General features: G+C 65.2%; 10 protein-coding genes and 1 riboswitch. Of the genes, 5 read left to right on the top strand and 5 right to left on the bottom strand.

Annotated elements, in window-relative coordinates; all coding sequences use genetic code 11:
* Window positions 1–105 precede the first annotated feature (105 nt).
* Entirely contained in the window at window positions 106–1389 is a 1284-nt protein-coding gene (locus A985_RS0114960) for an aspartate carbamoyltransferase (RefSeq protein WP_026131998.1), read from the bottom strand.
* Between the two features lie 134 nt (window positions 1390–1523).
* On the opposite strand from A985_RS0114960, the gene A985_RS0114955 reads away from it, so the two are divergent.
* From A985_RS0114955 to A985_RS0114945, 3 genes are all read left to right on the top strand, one after another.
* Window positions 1524–2444, top strand: a complete 921-nt coding sequence (locus A985_RS0114955) for a LysR substrate-binding domain-containing protein (RefSeq protein WP_026131997.1) — start codon at window positions 1524–1526, stop codon at window positions 2442–2444.
* A 512-nt stretch (window positions 2445–2956) separates the two neighbouring features.
* Window positions 2957–4375: an MFS transporter gene (locus A985_RS0114950; RefSeq protein WP_017234210.1), complete on the top strand. Its 1419-nt coding sequence runs from the start codon at window positions 2957–2959 to the stop codon at window positions 4373–4375.
* A 57-nt stretch (window positions 4376–4432) separates the two neighbouring features.
* Entirely contained in the window at window positions 4433–5026 is a 594-nt protein-coding gene (locus tag A985_RS0114945) for a bifunctional 2-polyprenyl-6-hydroxyphenol methylase/3-demethylubiquinol 3-O-methyltransferase UbiG (protein ID WP_017234209.1), read from the top strand.
* Between the two features lie 34 nt (window positions 5027–5060).
* Here A985_RS0114945 and A985_RS0114940 read toward each other — a convergent pair whose 3' ends face one another.
* On the bottom strand, window positions 5061–5984 hold the full coding sequence (locus tag A985_RS0114940) for a LysR family transcriptional regulator (protein WP_017234208.1): 924 nt from the start codon (window positions 5982–5984) through the stop codon (window positions 5061–5063).
* A 135-nt stretch (window positions 5985–6119) separates the two neighbouring features.
* Between A985_RS0114940 and metE the strand changes: the two genes are divergently transcribed.
* Window positions 6120–8426 (top strand): 5-methyltetrahydropteroyltriglutamate--homocysteine S-methyltransferase, encoded by a 2307-nt coding sequence (metE, locus tag A985_RS0114935; protein ID WP_017234207.1) that lies wholly within the window; start codon window positions 6120–6122, stop codon window positions 8424–8426.
* A 105-nt stretch (window positions 8427–8531) separates the two neighbouring features.
* Here metE and pepN read toward each other — a convergent pair whose 3' ends face one another.
* Entirely contained in the window at window positions 8532–11243 is a 2712-nt protein-coding gene (pepN, locus tag A985_RS0114930) for an aminopeptidase N (RefSeq protein WP_017234206.1), read from the bottom strand.
* A 200-nt stretch (window positions 11244–11443) separates the two neighbouring features.
* Between pepN and A985_RS0114925 the strand changes: the two genes are divergently transcribed.
* Window positions 11444–12052, top strand: coding sequence for a DUF4136 domain-containing protein (locus A985_RS0114925; protein ID WP_017234205.1), 609 nt, complete (start codon window positions 11444–11446; stop codon window positions 12050–12052).
* A gap of 170 nt (window positions 12053–12222) precedes the next feature.
* Here the strand turns inward: A985_RS0114925 and A985_RS0114920 are convergent, their stop codons facing one another.
* Window positions 12223–12780, bottom strand: coding sequence for a TMEM165/GDT1 family protein (locus tag A985_RS0114920; RefSeq protein ID WP_130027900.1), 558 nt, complete (start codon window positions 12778–12780; stop codon window positions 12223–12225).
* A 17-nt stretch (window positions 12781–12797) separates the two neighbouring features.
* A riboswitch (yybP-ykoY riboswitch) is annotated at window positions 12798–12981 on the bottom strand.
* Window positions 12982–13333: 352 nt separating this feature from the next.
* Window positions 13334–14671: a guanine deaminase gene (guaD, locus tag A985_RS0114915; protein ID WP_017234203.1), complete on the bottom strand. Its 1338-nt coding sequence runs from the start codon at window positions 14669–14671 to the stop codon at window positions 13334–13336.
* Window positions 14672–14681: the final 10 nt, after the last annotated feature.

The raw sequence follows: 14681 nt of genomic DNA, 5'->3' as shown, positions 1-14681 counted from the left end.
CAATTTTACTCGTAAAGACACACTGCCCCCGCGAAAAATCCTTGGGGGCAGTGCAATTTCAGGTGTGTCTGAGGTCGGTTTCGGTGTTTTCCGAGCGACGACCGATCAGTCGAGGCCGTCGAACAGGGCGTCGTCCGGGCCGATGTGCGAAGGCGCGCGCCACGCGGCGTCGCGCATGCTGTGCTGCACCTGCTTGTCCACGCCGAGCAGGATCGCGAAGATCGCCATGCGCACCGGAATGCCGTTGTCGGTCTGACGGAAGATCGCCAGGCGCGGGTCGTGATTCAGGTCCGTCGACAGATCGTTGGCGCCGGGCCGGCTGTCACGCGGCAGCGGGTGCATGATGATCGTGCGGGCGTCGCAGTACTGATTGATCAGCGCTTCGTTGATCTGGAAGTCCGGCGTATAGCCCTCGATGGCCTCATCGGCGAAGCGTTCCTTCTGGATGCGCGTGGCGTACACCACATCCGCACCGTTCAGATCGGCGAGCGAGTGGCTCTGCACGATCACGTGACCATTTTGCGAGATCTGATCGAGGATGTACGTCGGCATTTCCAGCGACGGCGGCGAGATCAACGTAAACTTCAGGCCGCGGTACAGGGCGAGCAGCTTGATGAGCGAGTGCACCGTGCGGCCGTAGCGCAGGTCGCCGACCATCGCGACATGCGCGCCGTCGACCAGCTTGCCCAGACGCGAAAATTCCCGGCCGATCGTGTACAGGTCGAGAATCGCCTGGCTCGGGTGTTCGCCCGGGCCGTCGCCGCCGTTGATCACGGGAATGTTCGTGGCGCGCGCAAACTCGGCGACCGAACCCTTTTCCGGGTGACGTACGACGAGCGCGTCGACATATCCGCTCATCACGCGACTCGTGTCGTAAATCGACTCGCCCTTGGCCATCGACGAGAACGTGAAGCCGGTCGTGTCGCACACCGAGCCGCCCAGGCGACAAAAGGCTGCGCCAAAGCTTACGCGGGTACGCGTGCTGGCTTCAAAGAACAGATTACCGAGCACCGCGCCTTCGAGCACGCGCGAAATCTTTTGCCGGCGTGCAATCGGTTGCATGATATCGGCAACGTGGAACAGGGCTTCGAGCGAATCGCGCGAGAACTGGTCGACCGAGATCAGATGCGGCTTGCCGTCGAGGCCCATGCGTTCACGCAGCGGTTTGTGTGCGCTTTGCGTAGATTCCGAGGACGGAGCTTCGCGACCGAGGATTTCACCGACGAATTTCTCCACGATGCTCGGCATCGTGCGATATTCGCTCGAGTCCTCCGGCAGCAGCCAGGTGTCGAGGGCGCGCCGGCGAACGCCGATGCGCTCGGCGAAGCTGTCGCGGGTCATGTTCAGGCGGCGCATCGCGTCGCGCAGGAAAGTCTGCTGTGCACTCATGGTCGGGTCGGCAGGGAGGTGTACGCGATGCGTATAATAGGCGTCGATTCGTTGTTTGTCCAGCAAAAGACGTGCCCCGCGCGGGGCCGCGCCAGCCGGGCGTTTCCGGCATTTCCGGCGTATGCCGTACGGGTATGGAAAACCTTCTCCGCAAGCTAGACCTTACATCGTTGCGCCTTTTCGTGGCCGTGTGCCAGGAGCGGAGCATGGCGCGTGCCGCCGAGCGCGAATTCATTGCGCCGTCGGCGATCAGCCGGCGCATTGCCGACATCGAGGCGATCGTCGGCCTCCCGCTCATCCAGCGTCATCAGCGCGGTATTACCGTCACGCCGGTGGGCGAGACGGTGCGCCGCTATGCCGAACACATTCTCGGCACCATCGAATCGCTGGGGGCGGAGTTGTCGCAGTTCCACGAAGGTGCGCGCGGCAGTGTGCGCATCGCGGCGAACCTGTCGGCCATCGTGCAGTTCCTGCCGGAAGATCTGGCCGCGTTCGGCCGAGTGTTTTCCGCCGTGGACGTCGAGCTCGACGAACAGCACAGCAACGAAGTGCTCCAGCGCGTGGCCGAGCGGGCCGTGGACGTCGGAATCTGCAACGCCGTCGAAGGCATCGAGGCGTTCACGATGGTGCCGTACCGCCGCGACCGCCTCGCCGTGATTCTGCCCGCTGGACATCCGCTGGCCGCGCGTGCGGGCGAGATCCCGTTCTCGGCCTGTGCCGGCGAGACGCTGGTGGGCCTTCAAGGCAACAGCGCACTCACGCAGTTGCTGCGCCAGCAGGCGAGCGCAGCAGGGGCGCCGTTGCGGATCAAGATTCGCGTGTCCAGTCTCGACGCGTTGTGCCGCATGGCGCATGCGGGCCTGGGCATTGCCATCGCACCCGAGCAGGTCGGTCAACTCTACGTGGGCAAGCTCGATGTGGTTGTGCGCCCGCTGACCGACGAGTGGGCGCATCGCCAGCTCTGGCTCGTGTTCCCCTCGCGCGAGCAGTTGAGTGCGACAGCATCCGCCGTGGTGAATTTCCTCGCACAAGGGCAGGCGGGATCCGGGCTGTAACGGGAACTCGCGACGCGCGAAGGCCTTTCATCGGCTCGTCGGCGGCACGCCGGCGGCCCGAGGCGCCCCCGCAACGGGTCACGCCGACGCACCGAACCGGCGATCCGCCGCGCGCGCCTCACTTCGCAAACGGTCACGCCGGCCTTGCCAAGACGGCACGGCAGGGCGCAAACCGCGCCGCTATGCTGTCTTCGGGAGCACGGTCCGGCTGCGACGTTCGTTTCGGTGGCTGCATTCGGTTCCTGTCCGACGTTCCGGTCATCGTGCGCGGTGCGCGGACTTGATGAATATCGCCATTTTTCGTAGTACGTGGCAAAGCTGACAGGTGCGGTGTCATTCGTGGCACAATTTCGCCCCCTTGCCTGTCGATTCATGGTGTATCCGATGCGCCGGTCACGGCTCGTCAGGCGATTGCCTGCCAGCCGGTCGGCCGGGACGCGTCGGACAATGATCTGTTCGGCCATGACCGAGCGGGCCCGGAGACGATTTCCATGCTATCCCCCGACGCTTCAATGCCTTCCATGCCTCGCGCCGCTCAAGCCCCCGCTGCGGCAACCCGCCTGAGCGCCGGCGAGATCTCCGCCCGCCTCGACCGTTTGCCTCCGACGCGCACCGTCTGGAAACTGGTGGTGTTGCTCAGCCTGGGCTTCTTCTTCGAACTCTACGACCTACTGTACACGGGCTATGTGGCGCCCGGGCTGGTGAAAAGCGGCATCCTGACGCCCACGACATCGGGGTTGTTCGGGATGACGGGCGTGGCGAGCTTCATCGCGGCGCTGTTCACCGGTCTGTTCATCGGCACCATCGCCTGCGGCTTTCTCGCGGATCGGTACGGCCGTCGCGCCGTCTTCACGGGCTCGCTGCTCTGGTACACGGTGGCCAACGTCATCATGGCGTTTCAGGACACCGCCACGGGTTTGAACTTCTGGCGCTTCGTGGTGGGGCTTGGCATCGGCGTGGAGCTGGTGACGATCGGCACCTATATTGCCGAACTCGTACCCAAGCAGATTCGCGGTCGGGCGTTCGCGTGCGAACAGGCGGTCGGTTTCACCGCCGTGCCGGTCGTTGCGCTGCTCGCCTACTGGCTCGTGCCGCGCGAGTTCCTCGGCCTGGAGGGCTGGCGCTGGGTGGTGCTCATCGGCGCCCATGGTGCGGTGTTCGTCTGGTGGATTCGCCGCGCGCTGCCGGAGAGCCCGCGCTGGCTGGCGCAGAAGGGGCGCCTCGACGAGGCGGACCGCGTCTTGTCAGAACTCGAAGCGAAGGTCGCCCGCGAATACGGCAAACCGCTGCCGCCCCCGGGCGAGCCGGAGCGGGTCGTGCCGAAGGGCGCGTTTCGCGACATGTGGGTGCCGCCGTATCGCAAGCGCGCGATCATGATGATTCTGTTCAACATCTTCCAGACGGTCGGCTTCTACGGCTTCGCCAACTGGGTGCCGACGCTGCTCATCAAGCAGGGGATTACCGTGACGACGAGTCTGGCATACGCCAGCGTGATCGCGCTGGCCGCCCCCGTGGGTCCGCTGATCGGGCTGTGGATGGCAGACAAGGTCGAGCGCAAGCACGCCATCGTGTGGACGGCCGGCATCGGTATCGTGTGTGGGATCGCGTTCTCGCAGGTGACGTCGTCGTTTCTGCTCGTGGCAATGGGGATCGGCCTGACGCTCGCGAACAACATCATGTCTTACAGCTATCACGCGTATCAGACCGAACTGTTCCCCACGGGGATCCGGGCGCGCGCCGTCGGCTTCGTCTATTCGTGGAGCCGCTTCTCTGCGATCTTCACGGCGTTCCTGATCGCCGCCGCGCTGCGCCATTTCGGGGTGACCGGGGTGTTCGTGTTCATCTCCTGCGCGATGCTGATCGTCATGCTCGCCATTGGCCTGATGGGCCCGCGCACGCGTGACATCGCGCTGGAGAAAATCTCGCAGTAAGGCATAGTGCCACGCGCTGACGCGGTCATTCCCCGCTGGCTTCCGGAGTCGCCGATCATGACGGATCTGCAAACAGAAGCGGCCTACGAGGCCAACGCCGTTCGTTACAACGAGGACTGGTGCAACCAGCCGCCGCCGGACGACATGTACGCACTGCTGGTGCGCCATTTCGTCCCCGGTGGACGCACGATCGATGTGGGCTGCGGCAACGGACGCGATGCCGCCTGGCTCGCGCAGCAAGGGTTCGACGTGGTCGGCTACGACAGTTCGCCCGCGCTCGTCGAACTGGCGCGTCAATCGTTTCCGTCGGTGACGTTTCACCTCGGGCACCTCCCGGGACTGGAGGGCGTGACGGCGCAGTTCGATAACGTGGTGTGCGAGACGGTGCTGATGCATCTGCCCGCGAATGATGTGCCGCAGGCGGCCGCCCGGCTCTGGGCGCTCGTGCGTCCGGGGGGCGTGCTTTACGTTTCATGGCGTGTCACCGAGGGTGACGATCTTCGCCATGCGGACGGACGGCTCTACAGCGCCTTCTCGCCCGACGTGGTGCGCGCTGCCCTTCACGGCGGCGTTGTCTTGCACGAAGAAGACGTCACCAGCGCGAGTTCCGGTAAGCGAGTGTGCCGTCTGGTCGTACGTCGCCCGGCATGACACCGCGGATGGCTATCGGCCGCGCGACGCCGCGTCAGAGCAATTCGATTTCCGGAAGCGTGAGCAGGCTCGTCTCGCGCATGAGCGAGACGAATTCGCCGATATAGGGACGCGCGGTGATCGCTGGCAACGTTGCCGCCCAGAGTTCCGCGGTGAGCCCTTGCGGTGTGATCGGGCGCGCGCTCACATAGCGGCGCTCGAGATAGCCCGACACGGCCCACAGCGGCAGGGCAGCCAGCCCGCGCCGGCTGGCGACCAGTTGCAGAATCGCCACCGTCAACTCGGTGGTACGGCGCGTCGGTTCGATCCCTGCGGGACGCAGCACCTGACGCACGATATCGAGCATGTCGTCGGGCACGGGATAGGTGATGAGCGTTTCGTCACGGAAGTCCGCGGCGTCGAGATACGGTTTGCCGGCGAGCGGATGGTCGTTCGCCATGAGCGCCATCATCTGGAAGCGGAACAGCGGGTGGAAATCGACCGCCTCGCCTTCTTCACGTTCGGAAATGATCGCCAGATCGGCGCGGTCCTGATGCAACAGCCCGATGGGGTCGGCATGAAAGCCCGACACGATATCGAGTTCGACTTCCGGCCAGCGTTGCCGGAAGGCATCCATCGCGGGCATCAGCCAATCGAAACACGTGTGGCACTCGACCGCGATGCGCAGCGTGCCCTGGGTGCCCTGCGCAAGCCGCGTGAGGTCGCGACCCGCTTCGTCGACGGCCGGTACGACTTCTTCCGCCAACGCCAGCAGCCGCTTGCCCGCGGGGGTGAACACCAGCGGCGACGACTTGCGCACGAACAGCGGCAAGCCATAGAAATCCTCCAATGCCTTGATCTGATGCGAGAGCGCCGACTGCGTCAGGTGCAGCCACAGCGCCGCACGCGAAACGCTGCCCGTATCGCGCAGCGCGAGCAACGTCTGCAGATGGCGAAGTTCGATGGGAGTGCGTTGCATGAATAAAATTAATAATAAATGGCAAAAACTTTCGTTTGAATAATACACGGATGGCCGGGATACTGCCAGCCTGGGCGGGCATTGCCCGCAGACGACGACTTCGCAACATCGCACGCTTCCCGGAAGGACACCCCCATGGCTCAGGCCCACGTACTCGGATTGCCGCGCATCGGCGCACACCGTGAACTCAAATTCGCCGTCGAGGCGTTCTGGCGCGGCGAGATGAGCGCCACCGCGTTGCAAGAGATCGGACGGCAGATTCGCGCGGCCAACCGGCGCGCGCAGCGCGAGGCGGGGCTCGACTGGATCACCGTCGGCGACTTCCATTGGTACGACCACGTGCTCTCGACGCTGGCGCTCGTCGGCGGGCTGCCGGCGCGCTTTGGCTGGGCGCCCGCAGCGCTCAGCCTCGACGACTACTTCGTCGCTGCGCGGGGCGATGCTGGCCAAAGCGCGATGGAAATGACCAAGTGGTTCGATACGAATTACCACTATCTCGTGCCGGAATACTCGCCGCAGACGCGTTTCGGCGAGGGCACCGAGTGGCTGTTCGACGACGTGGCGGAAGCGCTGGCCGAGGGCGGAAGCGTCAAGCCGGTGTTGCTCGGCCCGCTTTCGCTGCTGTACCTGGGCAAAGAGAAGAACGGCCTGGCCGACCGTCTCTCGTTGCTGCCCGACCTGCTCACGCAATATGAGCGGGTGCTGGCGCGCCTGAAGACGCAAGGCGTGACGTGGGTGCAGATCGACGAGCCGATTCTGGCGCTCGACCTGCCCGAGCCGTGGCGCGACGCCTTCACGCCTGTGTATCACCGTCTCGCGCCCGTCGCCCCATCACTGCTGCTCGCCACGTACTTTGGCGATGTCAGCGAGCACGCGGCGCTGCTGGCGGCGTTGCCCGTGGCCGGGGTGCATCTCGACGGCGTGCGTGCACCGAAGCAACTCGACACATTCGCCGCGCAGTGGCCGCAACAGAAGGTGCTGTCTGTGGGAGTGGTCGATAGTCGAAACGTCTGGCGCTGCGATCTGGCGAAGGCGAGGGCGTTGCTCGTGCCGTTGGCGGATGCGCTCGGGGACCGGCTGTGGGTGGCGTCGAGCGGCTCGCTGATGCACTGCCCGGTCGACCTGGCGAGCGAAGGGCGTCTGGACAAGGAAGTGCGCACTTGGCTCGCCTTTGCCGTGCAGAAGCTTGCTGAAGTGGCGTTGCTGCGCCGCTCGCTGGACGCTGCGGCGTTCGCGAGCGCCGACGTAAGCGCCGCCTTCGTCGCCGATGCCACCGCGCAGGCCGCGCGCCGAACGTCGCCGCGCATTCACAACAGCGTGGTGCAAAAGCGTCTGGCGGCGCTCACCGACGCGCACGCGCGCCGTGCGTCCGACTACCCAGCGCGTGCCAGCGCGCAGCGCGCGTGGCTCAAGCTGCCCGTACTGCCGACGACGACCATCGGATCGTTCCCGCAGACGCCGGCGATTCGTCGGGCGCGAGCCGACTTCAAGCGACGCGCGCTGTCGCATCTCGATTACCTGGAGACGATGCGTGCGCAGATTCGTCTGGCCGTCGAGAAGCAGGAAGCGTATGGACTCGACGTGCTCGTGCATGGCGAGGCCGAACGCAACGACATGGTCGAGTACTTCGGCGATCTGCTGTGGGGCTTCGTGATCACCGAGCAAGGCTGGGTGCAGAGCTACGGTTCGCGCTGCGTGAAGCCGCCGGTGATCTACGGCGACGTGTACCTGCCCGAGCCGATGACCGTCACATGGAGCGCTTATGCGCAGCAACTGACGGACAAGCCGGTCAAGGGCATGCTGACCGGCCCGGTGACGATGCTGCAATGGTCGTTCGTGCGCGACGATCAGCCGCGCGAACTCACGGCGTTGCAGATTGCGCTGGCGCTGCGCGAGGAAGTGGCTGCGCTGGAGAAGGCGGGCGTGCGGGTGATTCAGATCGACGAACCTGCGCTGCGTGAGGGGCTGCCGTTGCGCGAGGGCGATTGGCCATCGTACCTCGATTGGGCGGTGCACGCGTTCCGTGTGTGCTCGTCGGGGGTGGCCGACGACACGCAGATCCATACGCATATGTGCTATTCGGAGTTCCACGACATTCTGCCGTCGATTGCGGCGCTCGATGCCGACGTGATCTCCATCGAGACCACGCGCTCCGACATGGAACTGCTTGGCGCCTTCGAGGCCTTCGCGTATCCGAACGAGATCGGCCCGGGCGTGTACGACATTCACTCGCCGCGCGTGCCGTCGCAGGCGGAGATGGAGCATCTGATCGAGGCGGCGCTCACACGCATTCCGGCCGAGCGTCTGTGGGTCAACCCGGATTGCGGGTTGAAGACGCGCGACTGGGCGCAGGTCGATCGCGCGTTGACGAATATGGTTGCCGCCGCGAATGCCGTGCGCAAGCGTCTGTCGGCGGGGCAGCGGCAGGTGTTGGCTGCCTGACGTTGCGGTCGTCTCCGGCGTGGGGCATTCAAGACAAAACGCCGCTGATGCACGGGCGCATCGGCGGCGTTTCTTGCGTTGCGGGGCCGGTCAGCCCAGGTCAGCTCAGGCGAGCGATTTTTCGACGATCTCGCGCACATCCTTCGACAGTGCCGCGTGCTGCGAGACTTGCTGCAACGCCTCACGCATGCGCTCGCGCAGGGCGGGCGTGTATTTGCGCCAGCGGTCGAGCACGCGAGCCAGCCGGGCGGCCACCTGCGGGTTCAGCGCGTCGAGCGCGAGGACCTGTTCGGCCCAGAATCGATAACCGGAACCGTCGGCCGCATGGAACTGCGCGGGATTGCCGCTGCAGAAGCTGAAAATCAGCGAGCGCGCGCGGTTGGGGTTCTTCAGCGTAAAAGCCGGATGCCCCATGAGGGCGCGCACCCCGTCGATCACGCAATGGCCGCCGTCGCCGCGTTGCATGGCTTGCAGCGCGAACCACTTGTCGATGGCGAGCGGCTCGTGCTCGAAGCGCTGATAGAAGTCTGCCAGCACCTCGACGGCATGGAGCGACCCATGTGCCGCGTCGCTCTCGCGCGCGGCGCCGCCGCGTTGTACGAGCGCGGTGAGCGCGGCGAAACGGTCGGTCATGTTGTCGGCCGAGTCGTATTGGGTACGCGCGGTCTGCGCGATACCCGCATCCGAGAGTTCCATCAGGTACGACAGCGCAAGGTTCTTCAGCGCGCGCTCGCCCGCCGAGGCGGCGTCTGGGCGGTAGGCGCCCGGCACGCGATGGTTGTGATACGCGGCGAGCCACTCGGTATGTAGCGAAGCGGCCAGACGCTGACGCAGATACTGACGTGCCGCGTGAATGGCCGCCGGGTCGATTTCCGTCATCTGCTCGCCGAGATACGACTCGGCCGGCAGCGTGAGCGCTTGCGCGCGGAAGGCGGGGTCGAGCGTCTCGTCGCGCAGCACCTGGCGGAAGGCTTCGAGCACATAGCTGTCGACGCTCGGCAACTGGCCCATCTGAATCGATTCGACGAGCGCCAGCAACTGACGCGTGGCCAGCCGCTGTCCCGCCTCCCAGCGGTTGAACGGATCGCTGTCGTGCGCCATCAGGAACGCGAGTTCGTCGATGGTGTACTCGTGCTCGACGATCACCGGCGCCGAGAAGCCGCGCAGCAGCGACGGCATCGGGTTGTGCGGCACGTCGACGAACGTGAAGCTCTGGCGCTCCTGCGTGAAGTCGAGCACCTGCGTGGTGGCGGCCGGCGCATCGCCGGGCTCACCGGCCAGACGCAGTGCCATGTCGCGACCGTCGCGATCGAGCAGGCCGACGGCGAACGGGATATGGAACGGCTGCTTGACGAGCTGGCTGTCCTGCAGCTCCACACCGACCTTCGGGCAGCGCTGCGTCAGCGTGAGGGTATAGGTGCGCGCGGCCTCGTCATAGGCGGCTTCGACGCTTACGCGCGGGGTGCCGGCCTGGCTGTACCAGCGGCCAAACTGCGTGAGATCGCGCTGATTGGCATCGGCCATCGCGGCGCGGAACTCGTCGCACGTGACCGCCTGCCCGTCGTGACGCTCGAAGTACAGGTCCATGCCCCGGCGGAAGCCCTCGCGCCCGAGCAGCGTCTGATACATGCGCACGACTTCGGCGCCCTTTTCGTAGACGGTGACCGTGTAGAAGTTGTTGATTTCGACGTAGCTCTCGGGACGCACCGGGTGCGCCATCGGACCGGCGTCTTCCGGGAACTGGGCCTGACGCAGCACGCGCACGTCGTCGATACGCTTGACGGCGCGGCCCGACTCGGAGCCCATCATGTCGGCCGAGAATTCCTGATCGCGGAACACGGTCAGGCCTTCCTTCAGGCTCAACTGGAACCAGTCGCGGCAGGTCACGCGATTGCCGGTCCAGTTGTGGAAGTACTCGTGGCCCACCACGGCTTCGATGTTGCCGAAGTCGTCGTCGGTGGCGGTGGCGGCATCGGCCAGCACATACTTCGTATTGAAGATGTTCAGGCCCTTGTTCTCCATCGCGCCCATGTTGAAGTCGCTCACGGCCACGATCATGAAGCGGTCGAGATCGAGCACGCGGCCGAAGCGCTGCTCGTCCCACCGGATCGAGTTGACCAGCGAATCCATCGCATGTTCGGTCTTCTCCAGATCCTGCGGCTGTACCCAGACCTGGAGCAGCTTCTCGCGGCCGTCGCCGGCGACGAGGTGCTCCTCACGGCACACCAGTTGACCGGCGACCAGCGCGAACAGGTAGCTGGGCTTCTTGAACGGGTCGTCCCAGACGGCGAAATGACGGCCATCGGGCAGGTCGCCCTGGTCGATGAGGTTCCCGTTGGCCAGCAGCACCGGATACGCTTCGCGATCGGCGCGCAGCGTCACGGTGTACGTTGCCATCACATCCGGGCGGTCGAGGAAGTACGTGATCTTGCGAAAGCCCTCGGCTTCGCATTGCGTGAAGAAGTTGCCGCCCGAGACATACAGCCCCATGAGCGACGTGTTCTCCTGGGGGCGACAGCGCGTGACGAGCATGAGGTCGAAGGCCTCGGGGGGCGCGTCGACCGTGAGCGTTTCCTCGCCGGTGCGGTAGCCGGGCCAGGGCTTGCCGTCGAGTTCGAGGCTCACCAGTTGCAGGCCTTGCCCCACCAGTTCAAGCGCGCCGCCCGGACCCGCCGGGTTGCGGTGGACCCGCATGCGGCTGGTGACGGTGGTGACGTCGGGGGCGAGGTCGAAGTCGAGTTGGACGGTGTCGATCAGATACGCCGGGGGCGTATAGTCGGAGCGTTGGATGACACCTGCGAGGTCGGTTCTGAGCATGGACGGTGTTTTGCGGACGGCCAAGGATTTGCAAATTGTAACGGAGTGGCGGCGCCTTGGCGTTCAGGCGAGCGATTTGCTGAATTTTGCTTCGGCGCCGCCGTCAAAGGTTTCGGATGTGCGCGCTGCGCCGTCCTATGTTTAAATCGGCGCGACGGGTGCACGGCGGTGCGCCCGGCCGCTTACTGGAGCAGGCGATCATGGGGAAACGATGGGCCTTGGCGACGTTGGCCGTCGTCAGTGTTTTGCTGGCGGGGTGCGCCAGCACGGTCACGAGCCAGGTGACCGCGTTCGGCGATGCACCGGGCTTCGACGGCCCGCGAACTTACGCGCTCGTGCGCACGCCCGAACAGCAGAACAATCAGGAGCACGCGACTTACGAGCAGTGGCTGCGAACGCGTCTGGCCGGAGACGGCTTCAGCGAGCGAAGCCCGTCGAGCGCGCACTATCTGGTTGGGATGAGCTACGGCATCACCCAACAGATAATGCGTGTGGCTGAGCCCGTCTACGATCCGATGTTTGCGCCCGCCCCGTGGGGGCCTTGGGGGCGTCCGTGGGGCGGTTACGGCTACCCGTTCGGCGCGCCGCCCGCGTACGTCCAGCGGGATTATTCGTATGGGCTGGCGGGTTTGCAGTTGCGCTTCACGGACCGTGCGAGCGGCAAGGAGGTCTACCGAGTGCAGGCCAATACCAGTGACGCAGGCACGTCGCTGGCCTCGGCCATGCCGTACCTGATCGACGCCGCGCTCAGGCAGTTGCCGTTGCCGAGCGGGCGCACGATTAATGTCGAGCAGAAGGTCGGGCGTTAGGCGGGCGTCAGGCCGGCCGAGGGCGGGAAGGGGGTAGGTTGCCAGGGGAGAGACCCGGCAGACGTTGGGCGGTCATCCAGAGGTCACGCCGACGAACGGCATGCGACAGACTTACGCCAAGGCGAGGCGACGTGTCTTCGAGACGCGCGACTCGCCTTGGCGTTTGCGGTTTACTGCATCAACGTGATGATGCCGAGCACTGCGAAGATCACGGCGGCCACGGCGTGTACGGTCTTGGTCGGCAGACGACCGGCGAATTTGTGGCCCACGAGCACGGCCGGCACGTTGGCCAGCATCATGCCGAGCGTGGTGCCGGCCACCACGCCGAAGAAGTCCTGGTAGCGCGCGGCGAGCATTACCGTGGCGATCTGCGTCTTGTCGCCCATCTCGGCGATGAAGAACGTGAAGACGGTCGTCACGAACACGCCGAATTTGCGGCGCGTGGTGGTCTCTTCGTCATCGAGCTTGTCGGGGATGAGAATCCAGATCGCCATGCCGAGGAACGACGCGACGACGGCCCACTTCATGATGGCAGGACTGATGGCCGTGGACAGCCATTCGCCGACGGCGCCGGCAAAGCCATGATTGACGAGGGTGGCGACGAGAATGCCAAGAATGATCGGCACGGGCTTCTTGAAGCGCGCGGCGAGCACGAGGGACAGCAGTTGGGTTTTATCGCCGATTTCAGCGAGCGCGACCACACCGGTCGAGACCAGGAAGGGGGACATCGTATTTTTTATCTCCGCCGGGCCGTGAATACGCGAGCCAATGACCATGCGTCCCGGCCCGGATGGCGGAAGCATCGTCATCGGTCTCGCCAGGCCCGAGGGCTGCGCACGCCATAGCCGGTATCGGCCAAGTCTGTTGACGTACGCCCCTGCAGATGACAATCGTCTCTGACAGGGCGGCTACTCCCCAATGAATCGGAGCGGATTATAGCATTTGCCACGTGACATGGGCATGACGGGGAGGGTTGGCCGCTGGATGGGCACTTGATAAGCACTTGACGGGCGTATGCCGGGAAAGGAAAAAAGGGCAGCCGATCGGCTGCCCAAGGAGATCCCCGGCCGCATGCCCCTTGCGCGCGACCGGTGACCGCGAGGGAATGCGCGTCGTGCCAAGGCGACGGCGCGCGTTCTCTCGCGTAAGTCGTGACGCTCCGTGATGTCTCACAGCGTCTTGCAACGTCTCGCAGCGTCCCAAACGTCCCAAACGTCCCAAACGTCCCGAATGTCGTGAACAAGCTGAACGACCCGAACGCCCGTGCGGACGCCAGGCGCGTCAGTGCGTCAGTGCGTCCGTGCGGCGATGCACCGGCTGGCCGGCGGCGTAGGTTGTGGCGATGGCACGATCGTCGCCAAGCATGGCGAATGCGAACAGCAGCTCTTCGAGCGATTCGGCCAGTGCCGTGCGACGGGCGAGCAGCGGGGTGGCCTTCGGGTCGAGCACCACGAAGTCGGCCTCTGCGCCCACGGCCAGCGTGCCGATGGTGCCGTGCAGATCCAGCGCGTGCGCGGCGCCTTCGGTGGCCAGGTAGAACATGCGTTCGGCCGAGAGGTGATAGCCCGACAATCGCGCCACCTTGTGGGCCTCGTTCATCGTCTGCAGCATCGAGAAGGTCGAGCCGCCGCCCACGTCGGTCGCGAGCGTCACTGGCATGCGGCTCGCTTCCGCTGCCGCGAAGTCGAACAGACCACTGCCGAGGAACTGATTCGACGTCGGGCAATGCGCGGCGACAGTGCCCGTTTCGAACATGCGGCGACGATCATGCTCGTCGAGCCAGATGCAATGGCCGTACACGGCGCGCTTGCGCAGCAGCTTGTAGTGGTCGTACACGTCGAGGTAGCTGCGATGCCCGGGAAACAGCGAGCGCACCCATTCGACCTCGTCGGTGTTTTCGGCCACGTGGCTCTGGATGAATACGTCTGGATACTGCGTGGCGAGTTCGCCGCAAACGCCCAACTGGGCTTCGGTCGATGTCGGCGCGAAGCGCGGCGTGAGCGCGTAGAGCTGGCGTCCCTGGTTGTGCCAGCGCTGAATCAGCGCCTCGCTGTCGCGCGCGCCGCTCTCGGCCGTGTCGCGCAGGAATTCGGGGCAGTTGCGATCCATCATCACCTTGCCGGCGATCATGCGCAGATTGCGCGCGTCGCTGGCCGTGAAGAACGCATCGACCGAGCCGGGGTGCACCGTGCAGTACACGAGCGCGCTCGTGGTGCCGACACGCAGAAGTTCATCCAGGAAGAACTGGGCGACGTCGGCCGCGTAAGCCGGATTCTCGAAACGGCGTTCGGTCGGGAACGTGTACTTCTCGAGCCACGGCAGCAGCCCCGGCGCGGGCGACGCGATCATGTCCGTCTGCGGATAGTGGATGTGCGTGTCGATGAAGCCGGGCGTGACGACCTTGTCGCGCAGATCGTCGATCGGCGTGCCGTCGGGCAGCGTGGGGGCCACCTTCGCGTAGTCGCCCACGGCGGTGATGCGCCCATTCTCGAAGGCGACGAGGCCGTCGGTATGGTGCACGGTGCCTGGCGAGCCGTCGAGGTAGGCGCGCGACGGATCGTGCGTGAAGTAGACCAGTTGCGCGCGCACAGCGCGCAGGGCTTGGTGTGTCGTGGACATGTACAGGGTC

This window comes from Pandoraea sp. B-6, from assembly GCF_000282835.1.
Lineage (GTDB): Bacteria > Pseudomonadota > Gammaproteobacteria > Burkholderiales > Burkholderiaceae > Pandoraea > Pandoraea cepalis.
The sequence above is the reverse complement of the archived record's forward strand: the minus strand, read 5'-3'. Positions and strand labels throughout refer to the sequence as shown.

What these genes read in the sequence shown, in the direction of transcription:
- A985_RS0114960 (WP_026131998.1), bottom strand. Translation starts at nt 1,389, where the DNA reads ATGAGTGCACAGCAGACTTTCCTGCGCGACGCGATGCGCCGCCTGAAC.
- A985_RS0114955 (WP_026131997.1), top strand. Translation starts at nt 1,524, where the DNA reads ATGGAAAACCTTCTCCGCAAGCTAGACCTTACATCGTTGCGCCTTTTC.
- A985_RS0114950 (WP_017234210.1), top strand. Translation starts at nt 2,957, where the DNA reads ATGCCTTCCATGCCTCGCGCCGCTCAAGCCCCCGCTGCGGCAACCCGC.
- A985_RS0114945 (WP_017234209.1), top strand. Translation starts at nt 4,433, where the DNA reads ATGACGGATCTGCAAACAGAAGCGGCCTACGAGGCCAACGCCGTTCGT.
- A985_RS0114940 (WP_017234208.1), bottom strand. Translation starts at nt 5,984, where the DNA reads ATGCAACGCACTCCCATCGAACTTCGCCATCTGCAGACGTTGCTCGCG.
- metE (WP_017234207.1), top strand. Translation starts at nt 6,120, where the DNA reads ATGGCTCAGGCCCACGTACTCGGATTGCCGCGCATCGGCGCACACCGT.
- pepN (WP_017234206.1), bottom strand. Translation starts at nt 11,243, where the DNA reads ATGCTCAGAACCGACCTCGCAGGTGTCATCCAACGCTCCGACTATACG.
- A985_RS0114925 (WP_017234205.1), top strand. Translation starts at nt 11,444, where the DNA reads ATGGGGAAACGATGGGCCTTGGCGACGTTGGCCGTCGTCAGTGTTTTG.
- A985_RS0114920 (WP_130027900.1), bottom strand. Translation starts at nt 12,780, where the DNA reads ATGTCCCCCTTCCTGGTCTCGACCGGTGTGGTCGCGCTCGCTGAAATC.
- guaD (WP_017234203.1), bottom strand. Translation starts at nt 14,671, where the DNA reads ATGTCCACGACACACCAAGCCCTGCGCGCTGTGCGCGCGCAACTGGTC.